The sequence below is a fragment of the Mesorhizobium qingshengii genome (genome assembly GCF_900103325.1).
Taxonomy (GTDB): domain Bacteria; phylum Pseudomonadota; class Alphaproteobacteria; order Rhizobiales; family Rhizobiaceae; genus Mesorhizobium; species Mesorhizobium qingshengii.
Genome location: NZ_FMXM01000008.1, coordinates 242,651 through 263,556 on the forward strand (window position 1 = coordinate 242,651; position 20,906 = coordinate 263,556).

The following is a 20,906-nucleotide window of genomic DNA, read 5'->3' on the forward strand; positions in this document are numbered from 1 at the left end:
TTGCGAAAATCGATGCCGATTTTCGAGACCATGCGCCGTTGCCCATTCACGCCGCCGAGGGACCGGGGTCGTCGTCCTCTGTCTGCCGCATTCCGGCTCTCTCGCCAAGAGGCTGCCTGTCGGCTGCGGCGCTGTCGACGAGGATGAGCCCATGCGGTCGCCTGACCCCGGCGCGGGATTTCTCCTGGACGGCCCGCCGCGCGGCCTCCGGCTGGTAGAGCACGGCCTTGATCAGGATCGACTCCCGCCTGCCGTCGGGATGTTCGATCGACGTCGTCTGGCCTCCCGCCATGCCGAGCATGCAGAGCCCGCGCCGCGTTGCGACCGAAAGGCTGGAGCCGACCGGTCCGCGGACCTCGTTCTGCACCAGGGTTCGCGTCTCGGCGGGGCCGGCATCGATACGAAACACCACTCTGCTGTTCAGCGTGACGACATCGGGTCCGACCGAATCGATTGGGACGACATCGGCGGTTGAAAGCTTGTGCTCGATCATGTGCGTGATCGGATCCGCGAATGCCCGCCGGCGCTCCAGCATGACTTCAAGGACGGCGAAGTCCTTCGTCGTCAGACGGCAATTCGTGCTTGTCATCCCCGTCTCCACGCTCACGACCGCTGCTGGCCGGAGGCGGGCATGTCGACGGCTTCGACGGTCACCGACAGTTCCCGGCCGCCACGGCTGCTCCAGCACACCACCTGCCCGACGGTCGCACCGATGAGCGCCGTCCCCATCGGCGTCAGCACCGAGATCCTGTTTTCGGCAATGTCGGCCTCACCCGGATAGACCAGCGTGATGCGCTGCGTGTTTCCGCCTTCGCCGGTGATTGTCACTGTGGAGCCCATTCGCACCACGTCGGCCGGCATTGCCGCGGCGTCCGTGACGACGGCCCGATCCATTTCCGAAAGCAGATCTTCGGCCGTCTCGGGCGCGCGGTCGAGAAACGCCCTCGCCAGGCCCGTCAGCCTGTCATGGTCGGCATCGCTGACCAGCAGCTGGCTCTGTGGGTGCAGTCCTGTTGCATGTTGCATGGCAAACCTCATGGATTGGCGCATCGAACAGATGCGCGCTTGCCGCCGTGCCGATGGCGGCTTGATGAAAAGCCGACAGCCGCGAGACCGTCTGGCTTGAGGATGGTGATGTCAGGTAGAGATGCCCCGGTTCGGACGGGCGCCAAAAGGCGGCCGCGCCGGGGCTACGATCCCGCGATCGGGCAGACCCTGAACAAGGTTCTGATATGGGCGAGGTTGCTCATGCCCCGAACCTTGCCGACAGGCGTCCGCTTGTCAAGCGCGGCCAAAGCGCTCAACCGCCGACATAGTCCCGATGAAAGCGCGGGCCGAGGCTGGTCAGGATTTCATAGCCGATGGTGCCGGCATGGCCGGCCGCGTCGTCGACGCTTTGCGAAGGGCCGAGCAGCTCGACGAGGTCGCCATCGCGCAGCTTGCCGGACGGCAACGCGGATATGTCGAGAATGATCGAATCCATCGACACCCGCCCGAGGAAGGGCAACCGCACGCCTTCGAACCAAGCCGCGGACGCCGCGCGTCGATGCCAGCCATCGGCATAGCCCAGCGAGATCGTCGCGGCGGCGAGAGGGGCCGTTGTTTGGTACGTGTGGCCGTAGCCGACACCAACGCCGGGCTCCAGCATCCGTGTCTGGACGACCTTGGCCTCCAGCCGCACCACCGGCAGCATCGGGTTCGGCCTGGCCGGCGTCGGATTGATGCCGTAGAGCGCCGCGCCAGGCCGGGCGAGATCGTAGTGAAAGCGCTGCCCGAGAAAGATGCCGGACGAATTGGTGAGCGAGGCCGGCGCCGTCGGCAGCAACACGCGCAGCCGCTCGAACGCCAGTCGCTGCCGCTCATTGGCCGGATGCTCCGGCTCGTCGGCGCAGGCCAGATGGCTCATCACGAAGCGGATGTCGATGCCATCAAAGGCGCGCGGATCGAGAGCAATCCGCTCGACGTCCCGTGGCGGCATGCCAAGCCGCGACATGCCGCTGTCGACCTGGATTGCCGCCGGCAGCTTCCGGCCGGCACGGCTGGCCGTCTCGCGCCAGGCCGCCAGTTGCGCGAGGCTGTTGACGACGGCGGAAAGGTCTGCCGCCACGGCATCCGGCTCGGCACCGGGCGGAACGCCGTTCAACACGAAAATGGCGGGCCCCGGCCCAAGCGAACGGCGCAAGGCGATACCTTCGCCCAGAAGCGCGACGAAGAAGACCTCGCAGCCTTCGCGCAGCAGCGCCGCCGCCACCTGGCTCGCGCCTAGCCCGTACCCGTCGGCCTTGACCACGCCGGCGCAGCGCACGCCGCCCAGTTGCACTTTGAGCCGCCGGTAGTTTTCACGGATCGCGCCAAGGTCGATGGTCAGGACGGCCCCAGCCGCCGCTTTGCTTATGGCGGTGACGTCCTCGGACGGCGACTTGTTGGGGGCGTCGTTCATGGCGACCCTTCTAATGCATGTCGCCCAAAAGTGGCTTCGGCTTTGGGACAACGACATGCATACAAACAGGGACTAAAGCGCGGCGCCTGACTCCGTATCGGCGCGACGCGCTTTAGTGGCGGATAGACATCAATAGGACCGTCGGGTCAGCGCGGCAACTGCGGCCGTTTCAACCGCCGCCGAACGCATGGCTATCGCACCAGATGCCGGAACGCCGCCACCACCTCTTCATAGACATGACGCTTGAACGGCACGATCAGGTCGGGAAGATCCTGCATCGGCCGCCATGACCATTTGTCGAATTCGGCGGTGTGGTTGCCCGGCGGTGGATTGATCTGGATCTCGCTGACATCGCCGTGGAAGCGGAAGGCGAACCATTTCTGCGTCTGGCCGCGATACCGCCCCTTGTAGGCAACGCCGACGAGCTCATCCGGCAAATCGTAGTTGATCCAGCCCGGCGCCTCGGCCAGCAGCGAGACGCTGCGCATGCCGGTCTCTTCATAGAGCTCGCGCTCCGCCGCCCGCAACGGCACCTCGCCCTTGTCGATGCCGCCTTGCGGCATCTGCCAGAGCTGCGTCGCGCCGGCAAACTCGCTGTCCGGTTCGGCAATGCGATGCCCGACCCAGACCAGGCCATCGGCATTGAGGATCGTCAGCCCGACACAAGGACGGTAGGGCAGCGTTTCGCGATCAATCTTTTTCTTCTTTGGCATCAGTCAGTCTTTCCAACCGTCTTGCGATCAGGCTGTCGCTAGCCTTTTTGCGGATCGATCGCCACCGCCGAAATCGGCACGATCTCGATGCCGCGTTTCTTGGCTTCGACCACCCAGGACGACACCGTGTCGACCGTCAGGTCGAAGGCCGAGCCGATGCCGACGGCGGAGCCCTTGGCCCGCGCGGTCGCTTCGAGACTGTCCAGTTTCTTCAGGATGGCGCCACGATCCTGGACGGCATCGATCGCAGTGTCGCCGGAAACGAAGGGCACGCCGTCCTTCAGCGCCAGGTCCGGTGCGAGGCTGCGCGCCGACGAACCATCATCGATATAGGCGAGCCCGCGTTTGCCGAGTTCGGCCATGAACGGCTCCATCGCCGCCGCGTCGGCGGAAAAGCGCGCGCCCATGTAGTTCATGACGCCGGTGTAGTTTGTCGTCCGCGACAGCGCCCAGTGCAGGTTCTTCAGATTCTCGTCCGCGCTCGCCGCCACCGTCAGCGTGTTGCGGCCCGGGTTGACGTTCGGATAATCGAACGGTTCGAGCGGCACCTGCATGACGATCTCGTGGCCGCCCTGCCGCGCCGCCTGCATCCAGCGGCCGATGCTGTTGCCCTGCGGCGCGAAGGCCAGCGTCACTTCCGGCGGCAGCCTGGCGATGGCCGCCTGGGTGCCGGTCTGCGAAACCGCGAGTCCGCCGATGACGATCGCCACGCGTGCGCCGCGCGCGCCGGACCAGGGCCGCGCATAGACGTCGAACGGCCGCCGGCCATCGGCGGCGCGCACGGGCAACGGCCCGCTGTCGCTGGCTTCGATCAGCGCCTTGTCTGGAATATGTGCGATCTTCAGGTTCTGGCCGATGGTCGACGGATCGTGGATGACGATGGACGCCTTGGGCGGGCTATCGCCCTCTTCCGTCTGCACATGAATGATCTGCGGCCCGCCCGTCTTTGTCGGCGTCTGCGCCTTTGGCGCGGCGACCGGGGCCAACGCGGCCGGCGCTGCGGCGGATTCGGCGGCCGCGGTCACTTTCGGTGTCGAAACGGCAACCTCTTGCGGCTTTCGAAACGGCTTTTCCCGGAGCGCGATCGCACCGGACACGCCGACCACCGCGAGCACGACAACGGACGCCATGACCGCGCCCGAGCTGACCTTGCCGGCGGCGCGCGGCGACCGGACGGTCTGTCCGAGCGGGCGTTCGATGTCCTTGCCTATGTCAGCCAAGCCATATCCCCGGTGCGCACCGTCCCGAAAACGGGAACCTTTCGAAAAAGACATATGCGCATTCATCAATGTCGGCACGCTCTGGCGCCGTACCACGAGGCGCCCTGTTCCCCGAATCAAACTGCCGGGACCTTTCGGTCCCGGCAGCATCGCATCGCTTCGTTCAGGCGGCCAGAGCTGATTGCCCCGGCCCGGGAGCATCGGACCCAAAAGGTTTTTGGGAAAATCCGATGCTCAAACAAAAAGATAGAGCGGCGCGTGCGCCGCTCTGGACCGTTACTGGTTGAGCACGGCCTTTTCCGGATTGGGCGGGAAGGCCGGGTCGGTCTTCTGGCCGCGCAGCAGCTGCTCGGCATAGATGAGCTGCAGGTCGTCCTTCGGATCCGGCGGCACATAGGCTGCCGAGCCCGAGCCGGTCGAGCTCTCGTCGGCACCCTTGATATGGCCCTTGAGGTCGGATTCGCCGCGCGTCAGGTCCCTGCCCTGCAGTTCAGGCGGCAGTGGCTGGTCGACCTTGATGTCGGGCGTGATGCCCTTGCCCTGAATCGATTTGCCGGACGGCGTGTAATAGAGCGCCGTCGTCAGCCGCAGCGCACCATTCTCGCCGAGCGGAATGATGGTCTGCACCGAACCCTTGCCAAAGGATTGCGTGCCCACCACCGTGACGCGGCGCAGATCCTGCAGCGCGCCAGCGACGATTTCCGACGCACTGGCCGAGCCGCCATTGACGAGAACGATCATCGGCTTGCCGTTGATGTCGTCAACCTGCTTTGGCTTGGCGTCGAAGCGGGTGACGTCCTTCGGATCGCGGCCGCGCGTCGAGACGATCTCGCCACGGTTGAGGAAGGCATCGGACACGCTCACCGCCTGGTCGAGCAGACCACCCGGATTGAGGCGCAGATCGAGCACATAGCCCTTGAGCTTGTCGTTCGGCACCTGCTTCTTGATGGTGTCGATGGCGTTCTCGAGGTCGTCATAGGTCTTTTCGGTGAACGAGGTGATCTTCATGTAGCCGATATCGTTCTCGACCCGGAACTTGACCGCCTTGACCTTGATGATGTCGCGCACGACCGTCAGTTCGATCGGCTTGTCGGCGCCCTGGCGCAGGATGGTGAGCTTGATCGGCGTGTTGACCAGGCCGCGCATCTTCTCGACCGCGTCATTGAGGGTCAGGCCGCGAACCTCTTCGCCATCGATCTTGGCGATATAGTCGCCGGCGAGCACGCCTGCCTTGGCGGCCGGCGTATCGTCGATCGGCGTGATCACCTTGACCAGGTCATTCTCCATGGTGACCTCGATGCCAAGGCCGCCAAACTCGCCCTTGGTCTGGACGCGCATGTCCTGCGCCTGTTCGGCGTTCATGTAGGAGGAGTGCGGGTCAAGCGAGGCAAGCATGCCGTTGATGGCGTTCTCGACCAGCGACTTGTCGTCGGGCGGTGTCACATACTGTGCCCGCACCCGCTCGAAGATGTCGCCGAAGATCGCCAGTTGCTTGTAGGTCTCCGACCCTGCAGCGTTCGCCGCCGAGCCGGGCGTGCCATAGACAAGGCTCATGGCGGACGCGCCCATCAGCGCACCGGCAAACAGAAGCGACAATTTCCGCATTATTCACGTCCTTCCAGAAAAACGGTCCGCCCACCATGGGGCCGGATCGACGGGTTTTCCATCCTTGCGGAACTCGACATAGAGTTCCGGCGTGGCATTTCCATTCTTCGAAACCGAGGTGCTCGCCACCCGGGCTTCTCCCATCGCACCGACCGGCTCTCCTGCGAGCACTGATTGGCCAGTCACGACGCTGATTCTGCTCATCCCCGCCAAAACGACATGATAACCGTCGCCAGCGTTCAGGATCAAGAGTTGACCATAGGAGCGAAACGGCCCCGCATAAAGCACATTCCCATCCGCCGGCGCGGTGACGATGGCTCCCGATTGTGTCGCAACCATGTCGCCAAGCATCACCGCGCCGTTACCGTCATCGGCGCCGAATCGCCGTTTGATACGGCCGGTCACCGGCAGCGCGATCTGTCCCTGAAGTGCCGAAAAGGGTGCCGCCGCGGCAAGTTGATTGCCTTCCGGAACAGGCAGCGACGCCAGTTCCGCCGGCGCCGATGTCTTGTCACCGTCCGCGGTCTTCTGCTCGGCGGCCTTGGCCGAATCCGCCGCCTTGCGGGTCTTGTCGGCCTGCGCTTCGAGCGAGGCGATCAGCTCCTTCAGGCTGCCGGCCTTGGCGGCGAGCGCCTCGGATCGCTGCTTTTCAGCGGCCATTTCCGTTTGCGTGTCGGCTTCGAGCTTCTGCTTGGCCTCAAGCAGCATGCCCAGCCGCTTCTTTTCCGCCGCCTGGTCCCCGACCGCCGCCGTCAGCCGCGCTCGTTCGGCCTCGATCGAGGCCGTTACCCGCGACTGCTCCTTGAGATCGGCCAGCAGGATATCCGTCTGCTGTCGCAGTTCCGGCACCACGGCGCCGAGCAGGATGGCGCTGCGCACCGACGACAGCGCGTCCTCCGGCTTGACCAGGATCGCCGGCGGCGGGTTGAGCCCCATGCGCTGCAGCGCGCCCAGCACTTCGGCCAGGACGTCGCGTCGCGCCGCCAGCGAGGCGCGGATCTTCTGTTCCTGGCCCTTCAGCCCTTCCAGCCTGGCGCCGATATCCTCGATGTCCTGGCCGAGCTTCTGCTCGGTCATTGCCGACTGGATCAGGGCGGCGGTGATCGAAGCGTGATCCTTCTTGATCGTCGCGATGTCGGCGGAAAGCTTGGCCAGCCGCTCCGACGACAGCGTGATCTCCTTCGAAACCCGTTCGTATTCAGCCCGGCTCTGATCCGGATCGGGAGCCATGTCGAGCGTATTCTCGGCCCGCCCGGCATGGAACGACAGGACAAGCGCCGCCGCCGCGATGCCGCAGCGCGCGCGCCATGAGCCCGTTCTCGATTTCCAGCCTTCAGACATTCGGTGTCGACTCTATCTGCGGCTTCGTTAACGAACCATCAACCATGTTTGGAGGGCCCGCTTGTTGATGCAATCTTGCGCGGCAATGGGGCGGAAATCCGGGCAGGTCGCGCCAATCCCCCGGTTTATGAACGGTGATAGGGATGGCCGGACAGGATCGTGGCGACCCTGTAGAGCTGCTCGCCGAGCATCACGCGCACCAGCTGGTGTGGCCAGGTCAGTGCGCCAAACGAGACCACCAGGTCGGCTTGGTCGCGCAGCGACTGATCGTGGCCGTCGGCGCCGCCAATGGCGATGACCAGCGCCTTGCGGCCGCCATCGCGCAGCAGTCCGATGCGTCCGGCGAATTCTTCCGAGGAAAAGTCCTTGCCACGTTCGTCGAGCAGGATCAGCGCCATGCCCGGCTGCAACTGCGTCTGCAGCCTCTGGCCTTCCTCGCGTCGTCGCTCATTGGCGGTCTGCGCGCGCCCCTCGGCGATCTCGGTCACGCCGGCAAATTCGAGCCCCACCGTCGGGCCGCTCTTGGCGAAGCGCTCGAAATAGCGGTCGGCGAGCTGCTTCTCGGGGCCGGCTTTCATCCGGCCCACGGCATGAACTGATATCTTCATCCTCGCCCCTATAGGCCGCTAATGCATGTCACCCAAGGGTGGAAACCGGTTTTGGGGCAACGACATGCATCAAAACAAAGGCGGCTTAGTGGAGGGTTTCTTCCTCGAGATCCGGCGCCTGCCACATCTTTTCGAGATTGTAGAATTCGCGGACTTCGGGGCGGAAGACATGGACGATGATGTCGCCCGAATCGATCAGGACCCAGTCGGCGCCGGCCAACCCCTCGACGCGCGCCGTGCCGAGACCGGCATCCTTGAGCGCCTTGAGCAGGTGATCGGCGACAGCCGAGACATGACGGTGCGATCGGCCCGAGGCGACGACCATATAGTCGCCGAGGCTCGATTTCCCCTGGATGTCGATTGAGACGATGTTTTCGGCCTTGGAGTCTTCCAGACTGGCAAGGACTGTCTTGATGGCGCGGGACACGGCGTCGTTTACGCTGATCCCGGCCGGCGAAGGCACGATATCGGCCTTCTTCCGCAGTGCTGTTCTCAGTGTATTTCCTTTCGCAGCAAGAACAACCAAATCACCCCCAAAAGCAGGTGACACCCCTTAGATAGGCAGAGTTCCGTTGCAGTTTCAAGACGGAGCCCCAATTGCGGGCGAACTCATTGAGGGCCAGATTGTTCCACGCGACGCGCAAAGATCGGAACCCAGGCGTCCTGCGGGGGGTTATGGGCTGACCGACAAACCGGAATCCCGCCATGCCAACCGACCCGCAAAATGCCTTTCTCACCGTCCAGGCCGGCCTCGCCCAGCTAAGCACGCTGATCGTTTCCTATTCTTTCTCGGCCATCGGCGCCGTCATACTGCTGGTCGTCGGCCACGTCGTCGCCGGCCTAGCCGAGCGTTCCATATTCGCCGGCCTCGGCCATATCCATGGCTTCGACGCGACGCTGCGGCATTTCTTCTCCAGGATCGTCCGTTATGCCATCCTGATCCTCGTCACGATCATGGTGCTCGGCCAGTTCGGCGTGCAGACGGCGTCGATCATCGCCGCGATCGGTGCCATCGGCCTCGCTATCGGCCTGGCGCTGCAAGGCACGCTGCAGAACATCGCCGCCGGCATCATGCTCCTGGCGCTGCGGCCATTCCGCATCGGCGAATCGGTCGAGGTCGGGTCCATTGCCGGCACGATCGAGGAAATCGGGCTGTTCGCGACGAAGCTGCGGACCGCCGAAGGCATCTATGTTCTCGCGCCCAATTCGACCCTATGGAACCAGCCGGTGCGCAACTTCACCCGCAATGGCGTGCGCCGCAGCGACATCACGCTCAGCATCGGTTCCTGGAACGACATCGACCGCGCCCAGAAGACGCTGCTCGCCATTGCCGCTGCCGAGCGCCGGGTCAAGCACGATCCGGCGCCGATCGCCTTCGTGGCGACCCTTGGCGAAAGCACGGTCTCGATTTCGCTGCGCTACTGGACATCGTCGGCGAATTTCTTCGCCACCCAGACCGATCTCACCAAGCGCGCCAAGCAGGAATTCGACAGCGAAGGCATTTCCATCCCGCTGCCGCCACCCGAAACACCAGCGCCGGAAGCCCGCAGGCAATAATCAGCTACTTCTGTGGCGGTCCTGCTCGTCCGGCGCAAAGGCGAGTTCCACCGGCAGCGGCGCCTGCGCCGTCATCGGCGCGAAGCTGCCGGTTTCCGCGGCGGGAACCGGCCGCGTCGTAAACACGCGCAACAGCACGAACAGGCAGAAGGCGCAGGCGATGACGATCGCCACATAGATGAAGGCCTGCGTGCCGAAGACCGCCGACAGCGCTGTCACGATGCCCGGCACGATGAAGCCCGAAAGCGACCAGGCAAACAACAGCGAGCTGGACAGCGCCACCATGTCATCCTTGCTGGCGCGGTCGGCGGCATGCGCGCTGGCCAGCGAATAGATCGATTCCGACGCGCCGTCCCAGATGATGTAGATCACCACCAGCGCCGCCAGCGCACCACCATCGAAACCGAGCGCGAACAGGCCCGCGGCCGCGGCAAGCGCGGATGCCGCGACCAGCACATAGCGGCGGTCGGTACGGTCGGAAATCCAGCCAAGCGGTACCTGCAGGATCAGCGTGCCGACGGGCATTGCCGAAAGCAGCAGAGCCACATCGGCCTGGCTGTAGCCCTTGGCCGTGGCGTGGATCGGCGCAAAGCCGGCAATCGACATCGACAGGCCACCAACCGCCAGCATGCCGGCGACGCCGACCGGTGAAATTCGCCAGGCCCGCCCAAGCGCCACCGAGGCCGCTTGCGGCGCCGGCGGCTGGGCCAGCCGCGTCATCCCGACGGGGAGGATCGACAAGGCGGTGAAGACGATGCCTATCAAGGGCGCATCCGCCGTCCTGATATCGACCAGCGCCAGCGTCGCGTAACCGACGCCAAGCCCGGCGACATAGGCAACGTAGAAGAAAGCCATCACCCTGCCGCGTATGGCGTTGGCGATGGCATCGTTGAGCCAGCTCTGGGCAACGATGAACAGGCCGCAGATGGCAAAGCCGTAGAGCGCGCGAGCGGCAATCCACACGATCGGGTGCGGCCCGGCGCCGACGGCGGCATTGGCCAGTGCAATCAGCGCCGACAGCACCATGAACGCACGCGCATGGCCAACCCTTCGCACCAGCGGCCCCGTCCGGATACAGCCGGCGAGACCGCCGGCTGAAAGGCCGGTGATGATCAGCCCGGCCCATGTCGGATCAAAGCCCTCGACGCCGAGGCGGACCGGTATATAGGCAAACATCAGCCCATTGCCGACAGCGATCAGCGCCATCGACACGATGACGCTGGCAATCGCGATCAGCGGCGGCTCTTCGCCCTGCGCGGCGTCGGTGCGGTTTTTTTCGAGAATCGGCATGTCTGCCCAGGATTGCCCATGAAACAGGCAAAGGGAGCGATAAAAGCGACATGGCCGGACGGGTGGAAATCTCCCTTTCGCCGCTTCCGACGGGCCAGGATGCTCAGCCTTTCGCCAGTTTGCGGATCGCGCTCGACGACAGCGAGGAGCGCGGGCCATGGATGAAGGTCCAGGCCGGCGCCTTCATGCGGGCCAGGCGAGGCGCGTCCCCCTCGTCGATGCGGGCATAGTCGAAGGTCTTGGCGACCACCGACGACAGGAACGACAGCGTCGCACCCGGGCGGTCGATGACCGCGATCGGGAAAGTCATCACGATCTCGCGCCAGCGCTGCCAGCGATGGAAGTCGCGCAAGCTGTCTGCGCCCATGATCCAGACGAAATCGACACCGGGATTGCGCGCCTTGACCAGCGCCAGCGCATCGGCGGTGTAGCGGACATGATGGGCCGCCTCGAACGCGGTGACCTTGACCTTGGGGTTCTTGGCGATCCGCTCGGACAATTGCAGCCGCTCGGCCAGTGGCGCCAGTTCCCGCGCGCTCTTCAACGGATTGCCGGGCGTCACCATCCACCACAACTGGTCCAGCGCCAGGCGCCTGAGCGCGATTTCGGCGACCAGGGCATGGCCCGCATGTGGCGGATTGAACGAGCCGCCGAACAGGCCGACGGCCAATCCCTTTTCGGCATGCGGCATTTTGAGATAGCGGGAGGGAACGATGTCCTTACCCTCCCCCTCGTGGGGGTCCAAAGGACGGCCAAGACCCGTGGCTTGCCCAGGTCGGTCGATCCGCGAAGCGGAGCGGGGTGGGGGTATCGTGGAATTCAGCGTTGTACCCCCACCCGGCTCGCTGCGCTCGCCACCCTCCCCACAAGGGAGCGGGTAAGACCAGCGCTCAAGGCCTCACCTGTCCCGACCCGCGCACGCGGTATTTGAAGGAGGTCAACTGCTCGACGCCGACCGGCCCGCGCGCATGCATCTTGCCGGTGGCGATGCCGATCTCGGCGCCCATGCCGAACTCGCCACCGTCGGCGAACTGCGTCGAGGCATTGTGCAGCAGGATCGCCGAATCGATCTCGTTGAAGAACCGCTCCACCGCCTGCGCATCCTCGGCGACGATCGCCTCGGTGTGGTGCGAGGAGAAATTCTCGATGTGCTCGATCGCACCACCGATTCCGTCGACCAGCTTCACCGCGATGATGGCGTCGAGATATTCGGTCACCCAGTCGGCGTCGGTCGCCGGCTTGGCATCGAAGAACACTTTCAGCACTTCGGCATCGGCATGTATCTCACAGCCTGCGGCGCGCAGGGCGTCAAGGATCGGCACCAGATGGGTGGACGCGACAGCACGGTCGACCAGCAGCGTCTCGGCGGCACCGCACACGCCGGTGCGCCGCATCTTGGCGTTGACGGCGATCTCAACTGCCATCTCGAGCCTGGCGGAACGGTCGATGTAGAGATGGCAGATGCCTTCGAGATGGGCGAAGACCGGCACTCGCGCCTCGTTCTGCACCCGCCCGACAAGGCTTTTTCCTCCGCGCGGTATGATGACGTCGAGCGTACCGCCGAGGCCCTTCAGCATCTCGCCGACAGCGGCGCGGTCGGTGGTCGGCACCAACTGGATGGCGTCTTCCGGCAGTCCGGCGGCCCTCAGCCCCTCGACCAGGCAGGCATGGATGGCGGCTGACGAGTTGAGCGAATCCGAACCGCCGCGCAGGATCACCGGATTGCCGGCCTTGAGGCACAGCGCGCCGGCATCCGCCGTCACGTTCGGACGGCTCTCATAGATGACGCCGACGACGCCGAGCGGCGTGCGCACGCGCTCGATATGCAGGCCGTTCGGCCGGTCCCATTCAGCGATGACGTCGCCGACCGGATCGCGCAGTGCCGCAATCTCACCGATACCTTCAGCCATGGCGCGGATGCGCGCCGGGTTGAGCTTCAGCCGGTCCATGAACGAAGCGGAGAGCCCTGATTCCTCGCCATTCGAGACATCGATGGCGTTGGCGTCGAGGATGTCTCGTTCACGACGCAGGATGGTCTCGGCCATGGCGGCGAGCGCGGCGTTCTTGGCGGCGGTCGTGGCGATGGCCAGCGGTCGGGCGGCAGCGCGGGCTCGGCGGCCGATATCGGCCATCAGCGCCACGGTGTCATCCCGGGATTTTTCATGCAGCTTCAGCATGGCTCACCCTCCGCTCGATACTTGGTCACCGGTCCGTACCTGGTCGGCAACCCGTGCGTGGTCAGCCGCATGGCTCACCACGAGGTCGTCGCGGTGGATCATCGCCGAACGCGCTTCGTAACCGAGCACGGTTTCGATCTCGGCCGTTTTCAGACCAGCGATCCTTACGGCATCGGCGGCATCATAGGCAACCAGCCCGCGCGCGATCTCGCGGCCTTCGGGCGACAGGATCGCCACCGTGTCGCCACGCGAGAAATTGCCGCTGACCAGCTTGACGCCGGCCGGCAGAAGCGACTTGCCCGACAGCAGCGCACCGATGGCGCCGGCATCGACCGTGAGCCGGCCGGCCGGTTCGAGCTGGCCGGCGATCCAGGTCTTGTAGCCCTTGACCGGATTGGTGCTCGGCCGGAAGAAGGTGGCGCGTTCGCCGCGTTCGATCGCCATCAGCGGCGACAGCCTTGTGCCTGATGTGATGATCATCGCCGTGCCGGCGGCGGTGGCGATCTTGCCCGCGTCGAGTTTGGTCCGCATCCCACCGCGCGACAGCTCGGAAGCCGCCGCTCCCGCCATCGCCTCGATGTCCGGCGTGATGCGATCGACGACGGGAATGAATTTGGCTTGCGGGTCGCGCGCCGGTGGCGCCGTGTAGAGCCCGTCAATGTCGGAAAGCAGCACCAACAGGTCGGCGCCCATCATCGTCGCCACGCGCGCGGCCAACCGGTCATTGTCGCCATAGCGGATTTCGGAGGTCGCCACCGTGTCGTTCTCGTTGATGACCGGCACCGCCTTCATCTTGAGCAGCGTCGAGATCGTCGCCCGCGCGTTGAGGTAGCGGCGGCGTTCCTCGGTGTCGCCGAGCGTCAGCAGGATCTGGCCCGATTTCAGGCTGCCCTTGCCGAGCGCCTCCGACCAGGCGCCGGCCAGCGCGATCTGCCCGACGGCGGCTGCTGCCTGACTCTCCTCGAGCTTCAGGGCGCGCTTGCCAAGGCCGAGAATGGTGCGGCCGAGCGCGATGGCGCCGGACGACACGACGAGGATCTCGGCGCCGCCCTGGGCGAGTACCGCAACATCGTCGGCGAGCGAGGCCAGCCAGTCGCGCTTCAGGCCCGTCGTGCGATCGACGAGCAGCGCCGAGCCGATCTTGACGGTGATGCGCCGGTATTTCTTCAGCGACTGCATGGCCTACTTTTCCCAGCGCGTCTCGACCACGGGAGCAGCTTTCGCGCGCGCCTCGGCAATCACCGCCATCAGCGCCCGCAACACGGCTTCGACACCTTCGCCGGTGACGGCGGACAACAGCATCGGGGCGCGGCCGGCGGCGCGCTTCAGCGAGGCGACCTTCTTCTTGCGCGCATCGGCGTCGAGCGTATCGACCTGGCTGAGCGCCAGGATCTCGACCTTGTCGGTCAGGCCATTGCCATAGGCATCGAGCTCCGCGCGCACGGTCTTGTACGCCTTGCCGGGATTTTCCTCCTGCGCCGAAACCAGATGCAGCAGCACGCGCGTGCGTTCGACATGGCCGAGGAAGCGGTCGCCGATGCCGACACCCTGATGCGCGCCTTCGATAAGGCCCGGAATGTCGGCGATGACGAATTCGCGCCCGTCGATGCGGGCGACGCCAAGACCGGGATGCAGCGTCGTGAACGGATAGTCGGCGATCTTCGGCTTGGCCGCGGTGACGGCGGCCAGGAAAGTCGACTTGCCGGCATTGGGCAGCCCGACCAGCCCGGCATCGGCGATCAACTTCAGCCGCAGCCAGATGTTGAGCTCCACGCCCGGCAGGCCGGGATTGGCGCGGCGCGGCGCCTGGTTGGTGGAGGTCTTGAAATGCTGGTTGCCGAAGCCGCCATTGCCCCCCTTAGCGAGCAGAAAACGCTGGCCGACCACGGTCAGGTCGCAGATCAGCGTCTCGTTGTCCTCCTCGAAGACCTGGGTCCCCACCGGCACCTTGAGCGTGACGTCGGCGCCCTTGGCGCCCGTCATGTTGCGCCCCATGCCATGGACGCCGGTCTTGGCCTTGAAATGCTGCTGGTAGCGATAGTCGATCAGCGTGTTCAGTCCGTCGACCGCCTCCAGCCAGACATCGCCGCCGCGGCCGCCGTCACCGCCATCGGGTCCGCCGAATTCGATGAACTTCTCGCGCCGGAACGACACCGAACCGGCGCCCCCGTCACCGGAGCGGACATAGACCTTGGCTTGATCGAGAAATTTCATCGGACTGCAGTTTCTTTTATTGGCCTTGCGGCATTGCTCTAAACCTTGGGCCTTGCTCTAAACCAAGGCGCGGCGAAGGGCGAGGACGTTTTGCGACAGGAACCGCGCGAGATCGGCCGGAGTGATGTCGGATGAAGCTTGTAACCTACAACATCCAGTACGGCATCGGTCTTGACGGGCACTACGATGTCGCGCGTATTGCCGACGCGGTACGCGGCGCCGACGTGATCGCGCTGCAGGAGGTCACTCGCAACAATCCCAGGAATGGCAGCCGCGACATGGTCGCCGAGATCGGCGAGGCGCTGCCCGACTATTTCGCCGTCTATGGCAGCAATTTCGAGGCCAATATCGGTTCGCGCATCGAAAACGGCCGCGCCATCACCACGACCTTCCAGCTCGGCAATATGATGTTGTCCAAGACGCCCATTCATCTGTCGCGCAACCTGCTTTTGCCGCGCAGCCGCAGCTTCGAGATGATGAACTTCCAGCGCGGCGCGCTGGAGGCGCTGATCGAGACGTCGCTTGGTTTCATCCGTTTCTATTCCATCCATCTCGATCATCGCAGCCCCGTGGAACGCGCAAGCCAGATCCAGTTCCTGCGCCGGCGCCTGTTGAACTACGCGCTCGAAGGCGGCGCGCTATCCGGCGTCGCCGAGATCGGCCTGCCGGAACTGCCGCATCCCGAGGCCTTTGTGGCCATGGGCGATTTCAACATGCTGGCCGCCTCGCCCGAATATGTCGAACTCGCCGGCCGGCCGGACCATGAGTTCGGCATGCCGCTGACCGCCGACTTCGCGGTCGATGCCGCCGTGCGCCTTGATGTCGCCGGCGACGATCTCGTCAGCTGGGTCGACCCCAAGGACCCTGCCAATGCCAGCCGCCACAAGCGCATCGACTATGTCTTCACCAGCGCCTCGCTTGCCCGGTCGCTGAAGCACCTGTGGGTCGACCGAAAAGCAGCGGGTTCGGACCACCTGCCCGTGTGGGTCGAACTGGGCTGACGACTCTTCACCCGGCTGCGTTTTCGAGTTCGACGATCGCCATCATGATCGTATCGCCGTACTGCCCGTCGATACAGATAGCGTCGCGCTGCACACCCTCCCTGACAAACCCGACCTTGTCGTAAAGAGCGATGGCGCGGGCATTGTCAGCGTGTACGGACAGCTCGACGCGGACAAAGCCGGTCTTGCGTGCCTGCGCCAAGGTGGCATTGATAAGCCGCAATCCAAGGCCACGCCCGCGATGGGAGGCAACAATCCCCATTCCGAGGCTGCCACGATGGGCATGGATGAGCCGGTCATGGCGGGTGATGTCACACCAACCGACGACCTCGCCACGAATGACGGCCACGAACCCCGGATCGCCTTTCGCGATACGGTCCAATGCGAATCGCCGGGTTTGATCCAGCGGTGGCGCCTCGAGGAAGGACAGGTACTTCCGCTCGCGCGCAACGAGATCAAGCGCACGATGAAAGCTTTCGATGTCACCCGGCGTTATCGGCGCGATCGTTTCGATACCGTTGCTATCATCGACCATTGGCTCGACCGCGCCATCCCTCAAAAGTGCACCCAGTTGCGCAGGCTCGTCCATGTCTTCCTGTCGAGCCGGTAGCGCTCGACCGGCACCTGGCCGGCGACGATCGAATTCAGCATGCCCTGGCCGGCATACTGGAAGCCGCATTTGTGGATCACCCGGCGCGAGGCCGGATTGATGACCCGTGTGGAGGCGTGCAGCACCTGGATCGAGGTCCTCTGGAAAGCGAGGTCGACCAGCGCGTGGGCGGCTTCCGTCGCATAGCCGCGCTTCCAGTGAGGCTCGCCGATCCAGTAACCGAGCTCCAGCCCGCGGTCGGTGGTGTTGAGACCGGCGCAGCCGACAAAGGTGTCGGTGCCGGCCAGCGTCAAGGCATAGGCGATGCCGGCCCGGCGCGACTTGGTCATGGCCAGGAAGGCGCGCGCCTCGGCTTCGCCATAGGGGTGCGGCATGCGGGCCAGCATTTCGGCGACATGACGGTTTTCGGCAAGCTCGACCAGTTGCGCGATATCGCCTTCGTGCGGCGCCCGCATCACCAGCCGTTCGGTAACCAGGACCGGGCAGTCTATCGCGTAACTTTCGTCTTCTGAGTCTTCCGCTTCGGCAACCATTTGAAAGTCCTCCAGGCACAAGAAAAAGGGGAGATGGAAACCCATCTCCCCTGATCCTTTTCCTGGCTTTGCCAGACACCGGTTCCCGAGATGGGCGCCGGTGTTCTGGTGCGGAACCGGCTACTCCGCGGCTTTGGTAATCGGGTTGACCGATACGTAGGTTCGGCCGTTGGCTTTCTTGTTGAACATCACTGCGCCGGCTTCGAGCGCAAAAAGGGTATGGTCCGTGCCGATGCCGACATTGACGCCGGGATGCCACGTGGTGCCGCGTTGACGAATGATGATGTTGCCCGGGATGACGGCTTCGCCGCCAAACTTCTTCACGCCCAGACGCTTGGAATGCGAGTCGCGACCGTTGCGCGACGAGCCGCCAGCTTTCTTGTGTGCCATCTAACTAACTCCGTTGCGCCGCAAGGCGCCTAAAAGGCCTTATGAACGCGTTCGCGTTCCGTTTCAAGTCCGATCCGGCTGATGTTTCGCCAGAAATTACTTCGCCGCCAATTCCTTGGCCTGCTCGCGCCAGTCCCTGATCTGGTCGGCGCTGAAGGGCATGTGCTCGTCGATCTTGGCGACATCCTTGTCGGTCAGCTTGGCGAGCTGGGCGAAGGTGATGATGCCCTGCTCGTTGAGATCCTTGGCGGCGACCGGGCCGATGCCCTTGATCACGGTCAGGTCGTCCGGCTCGCCCTTCGGCGCCTTGAACAGCGGTGCTGCCGCGGTCTCGGCTGCCTTGGCCTTGGCTTCCTTCTTCGGCGCGGCTTCCGCCTTCGCTTCGGTGGCGGCCTCTGCCTTCACTTCCGCCTTGGCGGCGGCCTTCTTTGCCGGCTTGGCGCCACCCAGCAGGATCTCGGAGATCCGCACGGTGGTCAAAAGCTGGCGATGGCCGATCTTGCGGCGCGAGTTCTGCCGGCGGCGCTTCTTGAAAGCGATGACCGTGCGGTTCTTGCCCTGTTCGACGACTTCGGCGGTGACCACCGCGCCCTCGACGAACGGCGCGCCGAACGTGACATTCTCGCCCTCGCCATGCGCGAGCACGTGGCCGATCTCGACGATATCGCCGACACTGGCTTCGACTTTTTCGATCTTCAGGAGATCGTTGGCGGCGACGCGATATTGCTTGCCGCCCGTTTTGATGACTGCGAACATTTTTTGCCTTTCGCTGTTCGGTCGGCCTCGATGAACCGCCTCTGGCGGTTCGGCCGTCTTTTTGTCAGTCTGCGGGTTCAAAAAACAAGCGGCGCGGAAGAACCCTCCACGCCGATTGCGCGCTGTCCCTAACCGAAGGTTGACTGCGAGTCAAGGCAAACGGCCGCGCCGTTGCCGAGACTGTCATTGGCGGGCACGGGCCGGCTGTGTCGGCACGCCCCCCACAGTGTTGCCTCGGTAGTGATCTTTCCGGCGAGAACAACGGCAAGGCCCATGGCGTCCTGGAGAAAAGCGTCGCGGCGATGACCGCCGGGGCCGCCTGTGCGGTGCCCGCGACCGGTAAACACCGGCGTGAATCCGCTGCCTGTCAGGCGAGCCAAATAACTGGCCGATTTGGCCTTGTAACCTGCCCGTTCAGCCGTTATCTAGTGCGCCGCGCCGGCAACGGCCGACCATGACCGCGGAGAGGTGGCAGAGTGGTCGAATGCACCGCACTCGAAATGCGGCATGGGTGCAAGCCCATCGGGGGTTCGAATCCCTCCCTCTCCGCCATTTTCGTGAAAATAGTGGTATTTGCGAACGCGTTACCGCAAAAAGCCGCCGGTCTCTCTCTCGACAAACCACGAACGTTCTGAGTTGTTCAGCCTCAATCTCGCTATATCGGCTTCCCATCGAGAGGTCCGCTACGGCACGGAACATGTGTAGGTAACCTCCCGAAAGTCGCCTTGGCCAGGCTGGCGCGGGATAACGGAGCCCACGCTTCCGGGGGCTTGCGCCTCGAAGCCGACGGCGGATTGGAGCTGCTCGATACGGCACACACCGACAGCAGCGTTCTGGCCGTGGAGGGCGAGGCCCCTCAACGTCGCGCTGAGCAAGTCATAAGAAAGTGGTCCGCAGCTTGCGCTGCGGACCATGCCGAACAAGGTAATTGAACCTAGAAGGAACGCTGAAAGCGAAGGATACCGCCAAGGCCATCGTCGCTGGCGTGGTAGATGCTGTCTGCCTTGTTGTAGTAGTCGACTTCGGCCGTGACGGTGAGGCCCGGAACGATGTCGTAGGCGACGTTGGCAACCAGACCCAAGGTCTTGCCTTCATCATACGAAGCCTGAACGTTGAACGAGGTTTTCTCGTTGATCTTGTAGGTACCGCCACCCCAGACCGCCCAGTTGCCGTCCCACAGCTTGTAGAAGTTGGTGTCGCTGTTGTTGTCGGTGCCATAACCGCCCATGACGAACAGCGCCAGTTCGTTGGTGGTGTTCACATCCAAGCGAACCTTGCCGGCCACTTCCTCGTAGTTGCTGTCATAGCCAAGCACGCCGGTGATGGCGCCCCAGCCCTGCGTGTACTTCACACCGCCGACGACATGCGGAACATAGCTGTCGATCGTATAATCGCCCGAGCCTTCTTCCAACGAGGCCACGAATGACAGGCCATTTCCCGCGTCGAAATAGTACTCGATGGCGTTGGTGTCGAACGAGCCATAGCCGACGATCGTGTCGTCGATGACGTTGCCGGCGTAGCCGATGAAGGTATCAAAGGCCGATTCGTCCTTGCCGACGCGCAGACCACCGAGCTGGATCCAGGCGAAGTTCAGGGTGACGCTTGAATTGCGAGCCTGCCAGTGATCGGCGTTGTCCGAGGTCTGGTCGGAATAGTCGCCGCTGCTGTTGCCAAAATTGAAACGGGTCTCGGTGTAGGTCTTCAAGGTGCCGAGCTCGGTTTCCTGGCCGGTCCAGGTCTTCAGCGTGAACCGAGCCTGCTTCCAGTAGGTGTCGTTGCTGCTGCCGTCCTGGTGATCGGTGACGTTCTGCACGCCCTCGCGATCACCCACGCCGATGTCGTAGCGGACATAGCCGCCGATGCGCAGGCAGGTTTCGGTGCCGGGGATGTAGAAGTAGCCGGCGCCGTAGACGTCGCAGATCTTGACGTATTGAGCGGGTTCCGGTTCGGCGACGACGACGGCATCAGCGGCGCGCGCACCGGAAACTGCGATCAGGGCCGCAGCGGAGCCGAGAAGAAGGCTCTTGATGTTCATTTTTGATCTCCAGTCAAAAGTTTAAGGGGCCGGCAGAATTTCTCGCCTCAATCCCCACTCCTAGAAGCGGCACGACGCACCGCCTCTTCACAAGGAATTGCGTATGAGGGGCGATTCTTCAATGTATACTTTGCGACAATGGAGCGCGATTTACAAATATCACGCATACATGTTGCCTAAATGTCACCACTTATATAACAATATGATGCATATGAAACATACAATACATGTGGCACTACTTGTGCAAATAGCACATGTGAGACGTTTGGCACAAATGATCGGATATTTCGAATGAACGGCTGTCGAGTTCTTCATAGATATCGTCAGAAAATCCAAACTTCCTTCCAAGACAATTTTCCCGGGACTAGCAGGATGGTGTTGAGATCAGGCTGGACCAAGGATCTTATCAGAGGCTG

21 protein-coding genes and 1 tRNA gene are annotated in these 20,906 nt (G+C 63.8%); 3 read left to right on the forward strand and 19 right to left on the reverse strand.

The features are described from left to right. Positions 1-46 precede the first annotated feature (46 nt). From BLS48_RS15470 to rsfS, 9 genes are all read right to left on the reverse strand, one after another. The gene (locus BLS48_RS15470; RefSeq protein ID WP_167365091.1) at positions 47-589 is read right to left on the reverse strand and encodes a GreA/GreB family elongation factor; all 543 of its coding nucleotides are present in this window, start codon (positions 587-589) and stop codon (positions 47-49) included. Positions 590-603: 14 nt separating this feature from the next. Further along, positions 604-1,026 carry a nucleoside diphosphate kinase regulator gene (gene rnk / locus BLS48_RS15475; protein ID WP_091578956.1) on the reverse strand — a complete coding sequence of 141 codons (423 nt, stop codon included), beginning with the start codon at positions 1,024-1,026 and terminating at the stop codon, positions 604-606. A gap of 274 nt (positions 1,027-1,300) precedes the next feature. Further along, positions 1,301-2,440 carry an alanine racemase gene (alr, locus tag BLS48_RS15480; protein WP_091578876.1) on the reverse strand — a complete coding sequence of 380 codons (1,140 nt, stop codon included), beginning with the start codon at positions 2,438-2,440 and terminating at the stop codon, positions 1,301-1,303. A gap of 191 nt (positions 2,441-2,631) precedes the next feature. After that, positions 2,632-3,153, reverse strand: a complete 522-nt coding sequence (locus BLS48_RS15485; protein WP_091578877.1) for an RNA pyrophosphohydrolase — start codon at positions 3,151-3,153, stop codon at positions 2,632-2,634. Between the two features lie 38 nt (positions 3,154-3,191). Next, positions 3,192-4,373, reverse strand: a complete 1,182-nt coding sequence (locus BLS48_RS15490) for a divergent polysaccharide deacetylase family protein (protein ID WP_091578958.1) — start codon at positions 4,371-4,373, stop codon at positions 3,192-3,194. Between the two features lie 276 nt (positions 4,374-4,649). Beyond that, entirely contained in the window at positions 4,650-5,981 is a 1,332-nt protein-coding gene (locus BLS48_RS15495) for a S41 family peptidase (protein WP_167365099.1), read from the reverse strand. After that, positions 5,982-7,319, reverse strand: a complete 1,338-nt coding sequence (locus BLS48_RS15500) for a murein hydrolase activator EnvC family protein (RefSeq protein ID WP_091578881.1) — start codon at positions 7,317-7,319, stop codon at positions 5,982-5,984. A 125-nt stretch (positions 7,320-7,444) separates the two neighbouring features. Further along, positions 7,445-7,927, reverse strand: a complete 483-nt coding sequence (gene rlmH / locus BLS48_RS15505) for a 23S rRNA (pseudouridine(1915)-N(3))-methyltransferase RlmH (protein ID WP_091578882.1) — start codon at positions 7,925-7,927, stop codon at positions 7,445-7,447. A gap of 85 nt (positions 7,928-8,012) precedes the next feature. Then, positions 8,013-8,390, reverse strand: a complete 378-nt coding sequence (gene rsfS, locus BLS48_RS15515; RefSeq protein WP_091578959.1) for a ribosome silencing factor — start codon at positions 8,388-8,390, stop codon at positions 8,013-8,015. Between the two features lie 242 nt (positions 8,391-8,632). Between rsfS and BLS48_RS15520 the strand changes: the two genes are divergently transcribed. Next, on the forward strand, positions 8,633-9,484 hold the full coding sequence (locus BLS48_RS15520) for a mechanosensitive ion channel family protein (protein WP_091578884.1): 852 nt from the start codon (positions 8,633-8,635) through the stop codon (positions 9,482-9,484). On the opposite strand, the gene BLS48_RS15525 is transcribed toward BLS48_RS15520, so the two are convergent. From BLS48_RS15525 to obgE, 5 genes are all read right to left on the reverse strand, one after another. Beyond that, entirely contained in the window at positions 9,485-10,774 is a 1,290-nt protein-coding gene (locus BLS48_RS15525; RefSeq protein WP_091578885.1) for an MFS transporter, read from the reverse strand. It abuts the gene before it with no gap. Positions 10,775-10,877: 103 nt separating this feature from the next. Beyond that, a complete protein-coding gene (locus tag BLS48_RS15530) occupies positions 10,878-11,465 on the reverse strand; it encodes a nicotinate-nucleotide adenylyltransferase (protein WP_091578887.1) in 588 nt (195 codons plus the stop codon). Between the two features lie 199 nt (positions 11,466-11,664). After that, positions 11,665-12,951: a glutamate-5-semialdehyde dehydrogenase gene (locus tag BLS48_RS15535; protein WP_091578889.1), complete on the reverse strand. Its 1,287-nt coding sequence runs from the start codon at positions 12,949-12,951 to the stop codon at positions 11,665-11,667. Positions 12,952-12,954: 3 nt separating this feature from the next. Next, a complete protein-coding gene (gene proB / locus BLS48_RS15540; RefSeq protein WP_091578891.1) occupies positions 12,955-14,130 on the reverse strand; it encodes a glutamate 5-kinase in 1,176 nt (391 codons plus the stop codon). A gap of 3 nt (positions 14,131-14,133) precedes the next feature. Next, entirely contained in the window at positions 14,134-15,165 is a 1,032-nt protein-coding gene (gene obgE, locus BLS48_RS15545) for a GTPase ObgE (RefSeq protein WP_091578893.1), read from the reverse strand. Between the two features lie 131 nt (positions 15,166-15,296). Between obgE and BLS48_RS15550 the strand changes: the two genes are divergently transcribed. Further along, the gene (locus BLS48_RS15550; protein WP_091578895.1) at positions 15,297-16,166 is read left to right on the forward strand and encodes an endonuclease/exonuclease/phosphatase family protein; all 870 of its coding nucleotides are present in this window, start codon (positions 15,297-15,299) and stop codon (positions 16,164-16,166) included. A 7-nt stretch (positions 16,167-16,173) separates the two neighbouring features. Here the strand turns inward: BLS48_RS15550 and BLS48_RS15555 are convergent, their stop codons facing one another. The 4 genes from BLS48_RS15555 to BLS48_RS15570 all read right to left on the reverse strand — a co-directional run bounded on the left by BLS48_RS15555 (position 16,174) and on the right by BLS48_RS15570 (position 18,455). Then, positions 16,174-16,701, reverse strand: a complete 528-nt coding sequence (locus tag BLS48_RS15555) for a GNAT family N-acetyltransferase (protein ID WP_091578897.1) — start codon at positions 16,699-16,701, stop codon at positions 16,174-16,176. A gap of 20 nt (positions 16,702-16,721) precedes the next feature. Then, a complete protein-coding gene (locus tag BLS48_RS15560; protein WP_167365092.1) occupies positions 16,722-17,309 on the reverse strand; it encodes a GNAT family N-acetyltransferase in 588 nt (195 codons plus the stop codon). 120 nt (positions 17,310-17,429) lie between these two features. Continuing rightward, complete coding sequence (gene rpmA / locus BLS48_RS15565) at positions 17,430-17,699, reverse strand: 50S ribosomal protein L27 (protein WP_091578900.1); 270 nt, start codon at positions 17,697-17,699, stop codon at positions 17,430-17,432. Positions 17,700-17,795: 96 nt separating this feature from the next. After that, on the reverse strand, positions 17,796-18,455 hold the full coding sequence (locus BLS48_RS15570; RefSeq protein WP_091578961.1) for a 50S ribosomal protein L21: 660 nt from the start codon (positions 18,453-18,455) through the stop codon (positions 17,796-17,798). Positions 18,456-18,917: 462 nt separating this feature from the next. Between BLS48_RS15570 and BLS48_RS15575 the strand changes: the two genes are divergently transcribed. Beyond that, a tRNA-Ser gene (locus tag BLS48_RS15575) sits at positions 18,918-19,007 on the forward strand. A gap of 382 nt (positions 19,008-19,389) precedes the next feature. On the opposite strand, the gene BLS48_RS15585 is transcribed toward BLS48_RS15575, so the two are convergent. Further along, positions 19,390-20,490: a porin gene (locus BLS48_RS15585; RefSeq protein ID WP_091578903.1), complete on the reverse strand. Its 1,101-nt coding sequence runs from the start codon at positions 20,488-20,490 to the stop codon at positions 19,390-19,392. Positions 20,491-20,906 lie beyond the last annotated feature (416 nt).

Bases quoted from the DNA above. Each gene is read 5' to 3' on its own strand.
- rlmH (WP_091578882.1), bottom strand. From the start codon at position 7,927: ATGAAGATATCAGTTCATGCCGTGGGCCGGATGAAAGCCGGCCCCGAG.
- rnk (WP_091578956.1), bottom strand. From the start codon at position 1,026: ATGCAACATGCAACAGGACTGCACCCACAGAGCCAGCTGCTGGTCAGC.
- BLS48_RS15520 (WP_091578884.1), top strand. From the start codon at position 8,633: ATGCCAACCGACCCGCAAAATGCCTTTCTCACCGTCCAGGCCGGCCTC.
- obgE (WP_091578893.1), bottom strand. From the start codon at position 15,165: ATGAAATTTCTCGATCAAGCCAAGGTCTATGTCCGCTCCGGTGACGGG.
- BLS48_RS15550 (WP_091578895.1), top strand. From the start codon at position 15,297: ATGAAGCTTGTAACCTACAACATCCAGTACGGCATCGGTCTTGACGGG.
- BLS48_RS15525 (WP_091578885.1), bottom strand. From the start codon at position 10,774: ATGCCGATTCTCGAAAAAAACCGCACCGACGCCGCGCAGGGCGAAGAG.
- BLS48_RS15570 (WP_091578961.1), bottom strand. From the start codon at position 18,455: ATGTTCGCAGTCATCAAAACGGGCGGCAAGCAATATCGCGTCGCCGCC.
- BLS48_RS15585 (WP_091578903.1), bottom strand. From the start codon at position 20,490: ATGAACATCAAGAGCCTTCTTCTCGGCTCCGCTGCGGCCCTGATCGCA.
- BLS48_RS15485 (WP_091578877.1), bottom strand. From the start codon at position 3,153: ATGCCAAAGAAGAAAAAGATTGATCGCGAAACGCTGCCCTACCGTCCT.
- rpmA (WP_091578900.1), bottom strand. From the start codon at position 17,699: ATGGCACACAAGAAAGCTGGCGGCTCGTCGCGCAACGGTCGCGACTCG.
- alr (WP_091578876.1), bottom strand. From the start codon at position 2,440: ATGAACGACGCCCCCAACAAGTCGCCGTCCGAGGACGTCACCGCCATA.
- BLS48_RS15555 (WP_091578897.1), bottom strand. From the start codon at position 16,701: ATGGTCGATGATAGCAACGGTATCGAAACGATCGCGCCGATAACGCCG.
- BLS48_RS15500 (WP_091578881.1), bottom strand. From the start codon at position 7,319: ATGTCTGAAGGCTGGAAATCGAGAACGGGCTCATGGCGCGCGCGCTGC.
- BLS48_RS15535 (WP_091578889.1), bottom strand. From the start codon at position 12,951: ATGCTGAAGCTGCATGAAAAATCCCGGGATGACACCGTGGCGCTGATG.
- BLS48_RS15530 (WP_091578887.1), bottom strand. From the start codon at position 11,465: ATGCCGCATGCCGAAAAGGGATTGGCCGTCGGCCTGTTCGGCGGCTCG.
- proB (WP_091578891.1), bottom strand. From the start codon at position 14,130: ATGCAGTCGCTGAAGAAATACCGGCGCATCACCGTCAAGATCGGCTCG.
- BLS48_RS15470 (WP_167365091.1), bottom strand. From the start codon at position 589: ATGACAAGCACGAATTGCCGTCTGACGACGAAGGACTTCGCCGTCCTT.
- BLS48_RS15560 (WP_167365092.1), bottom strand. From the start codon at position 17,309: ATGGTTGCCGAAGCGGAAGACTCAGAAGACGAAAGTTACGCGATAGAC.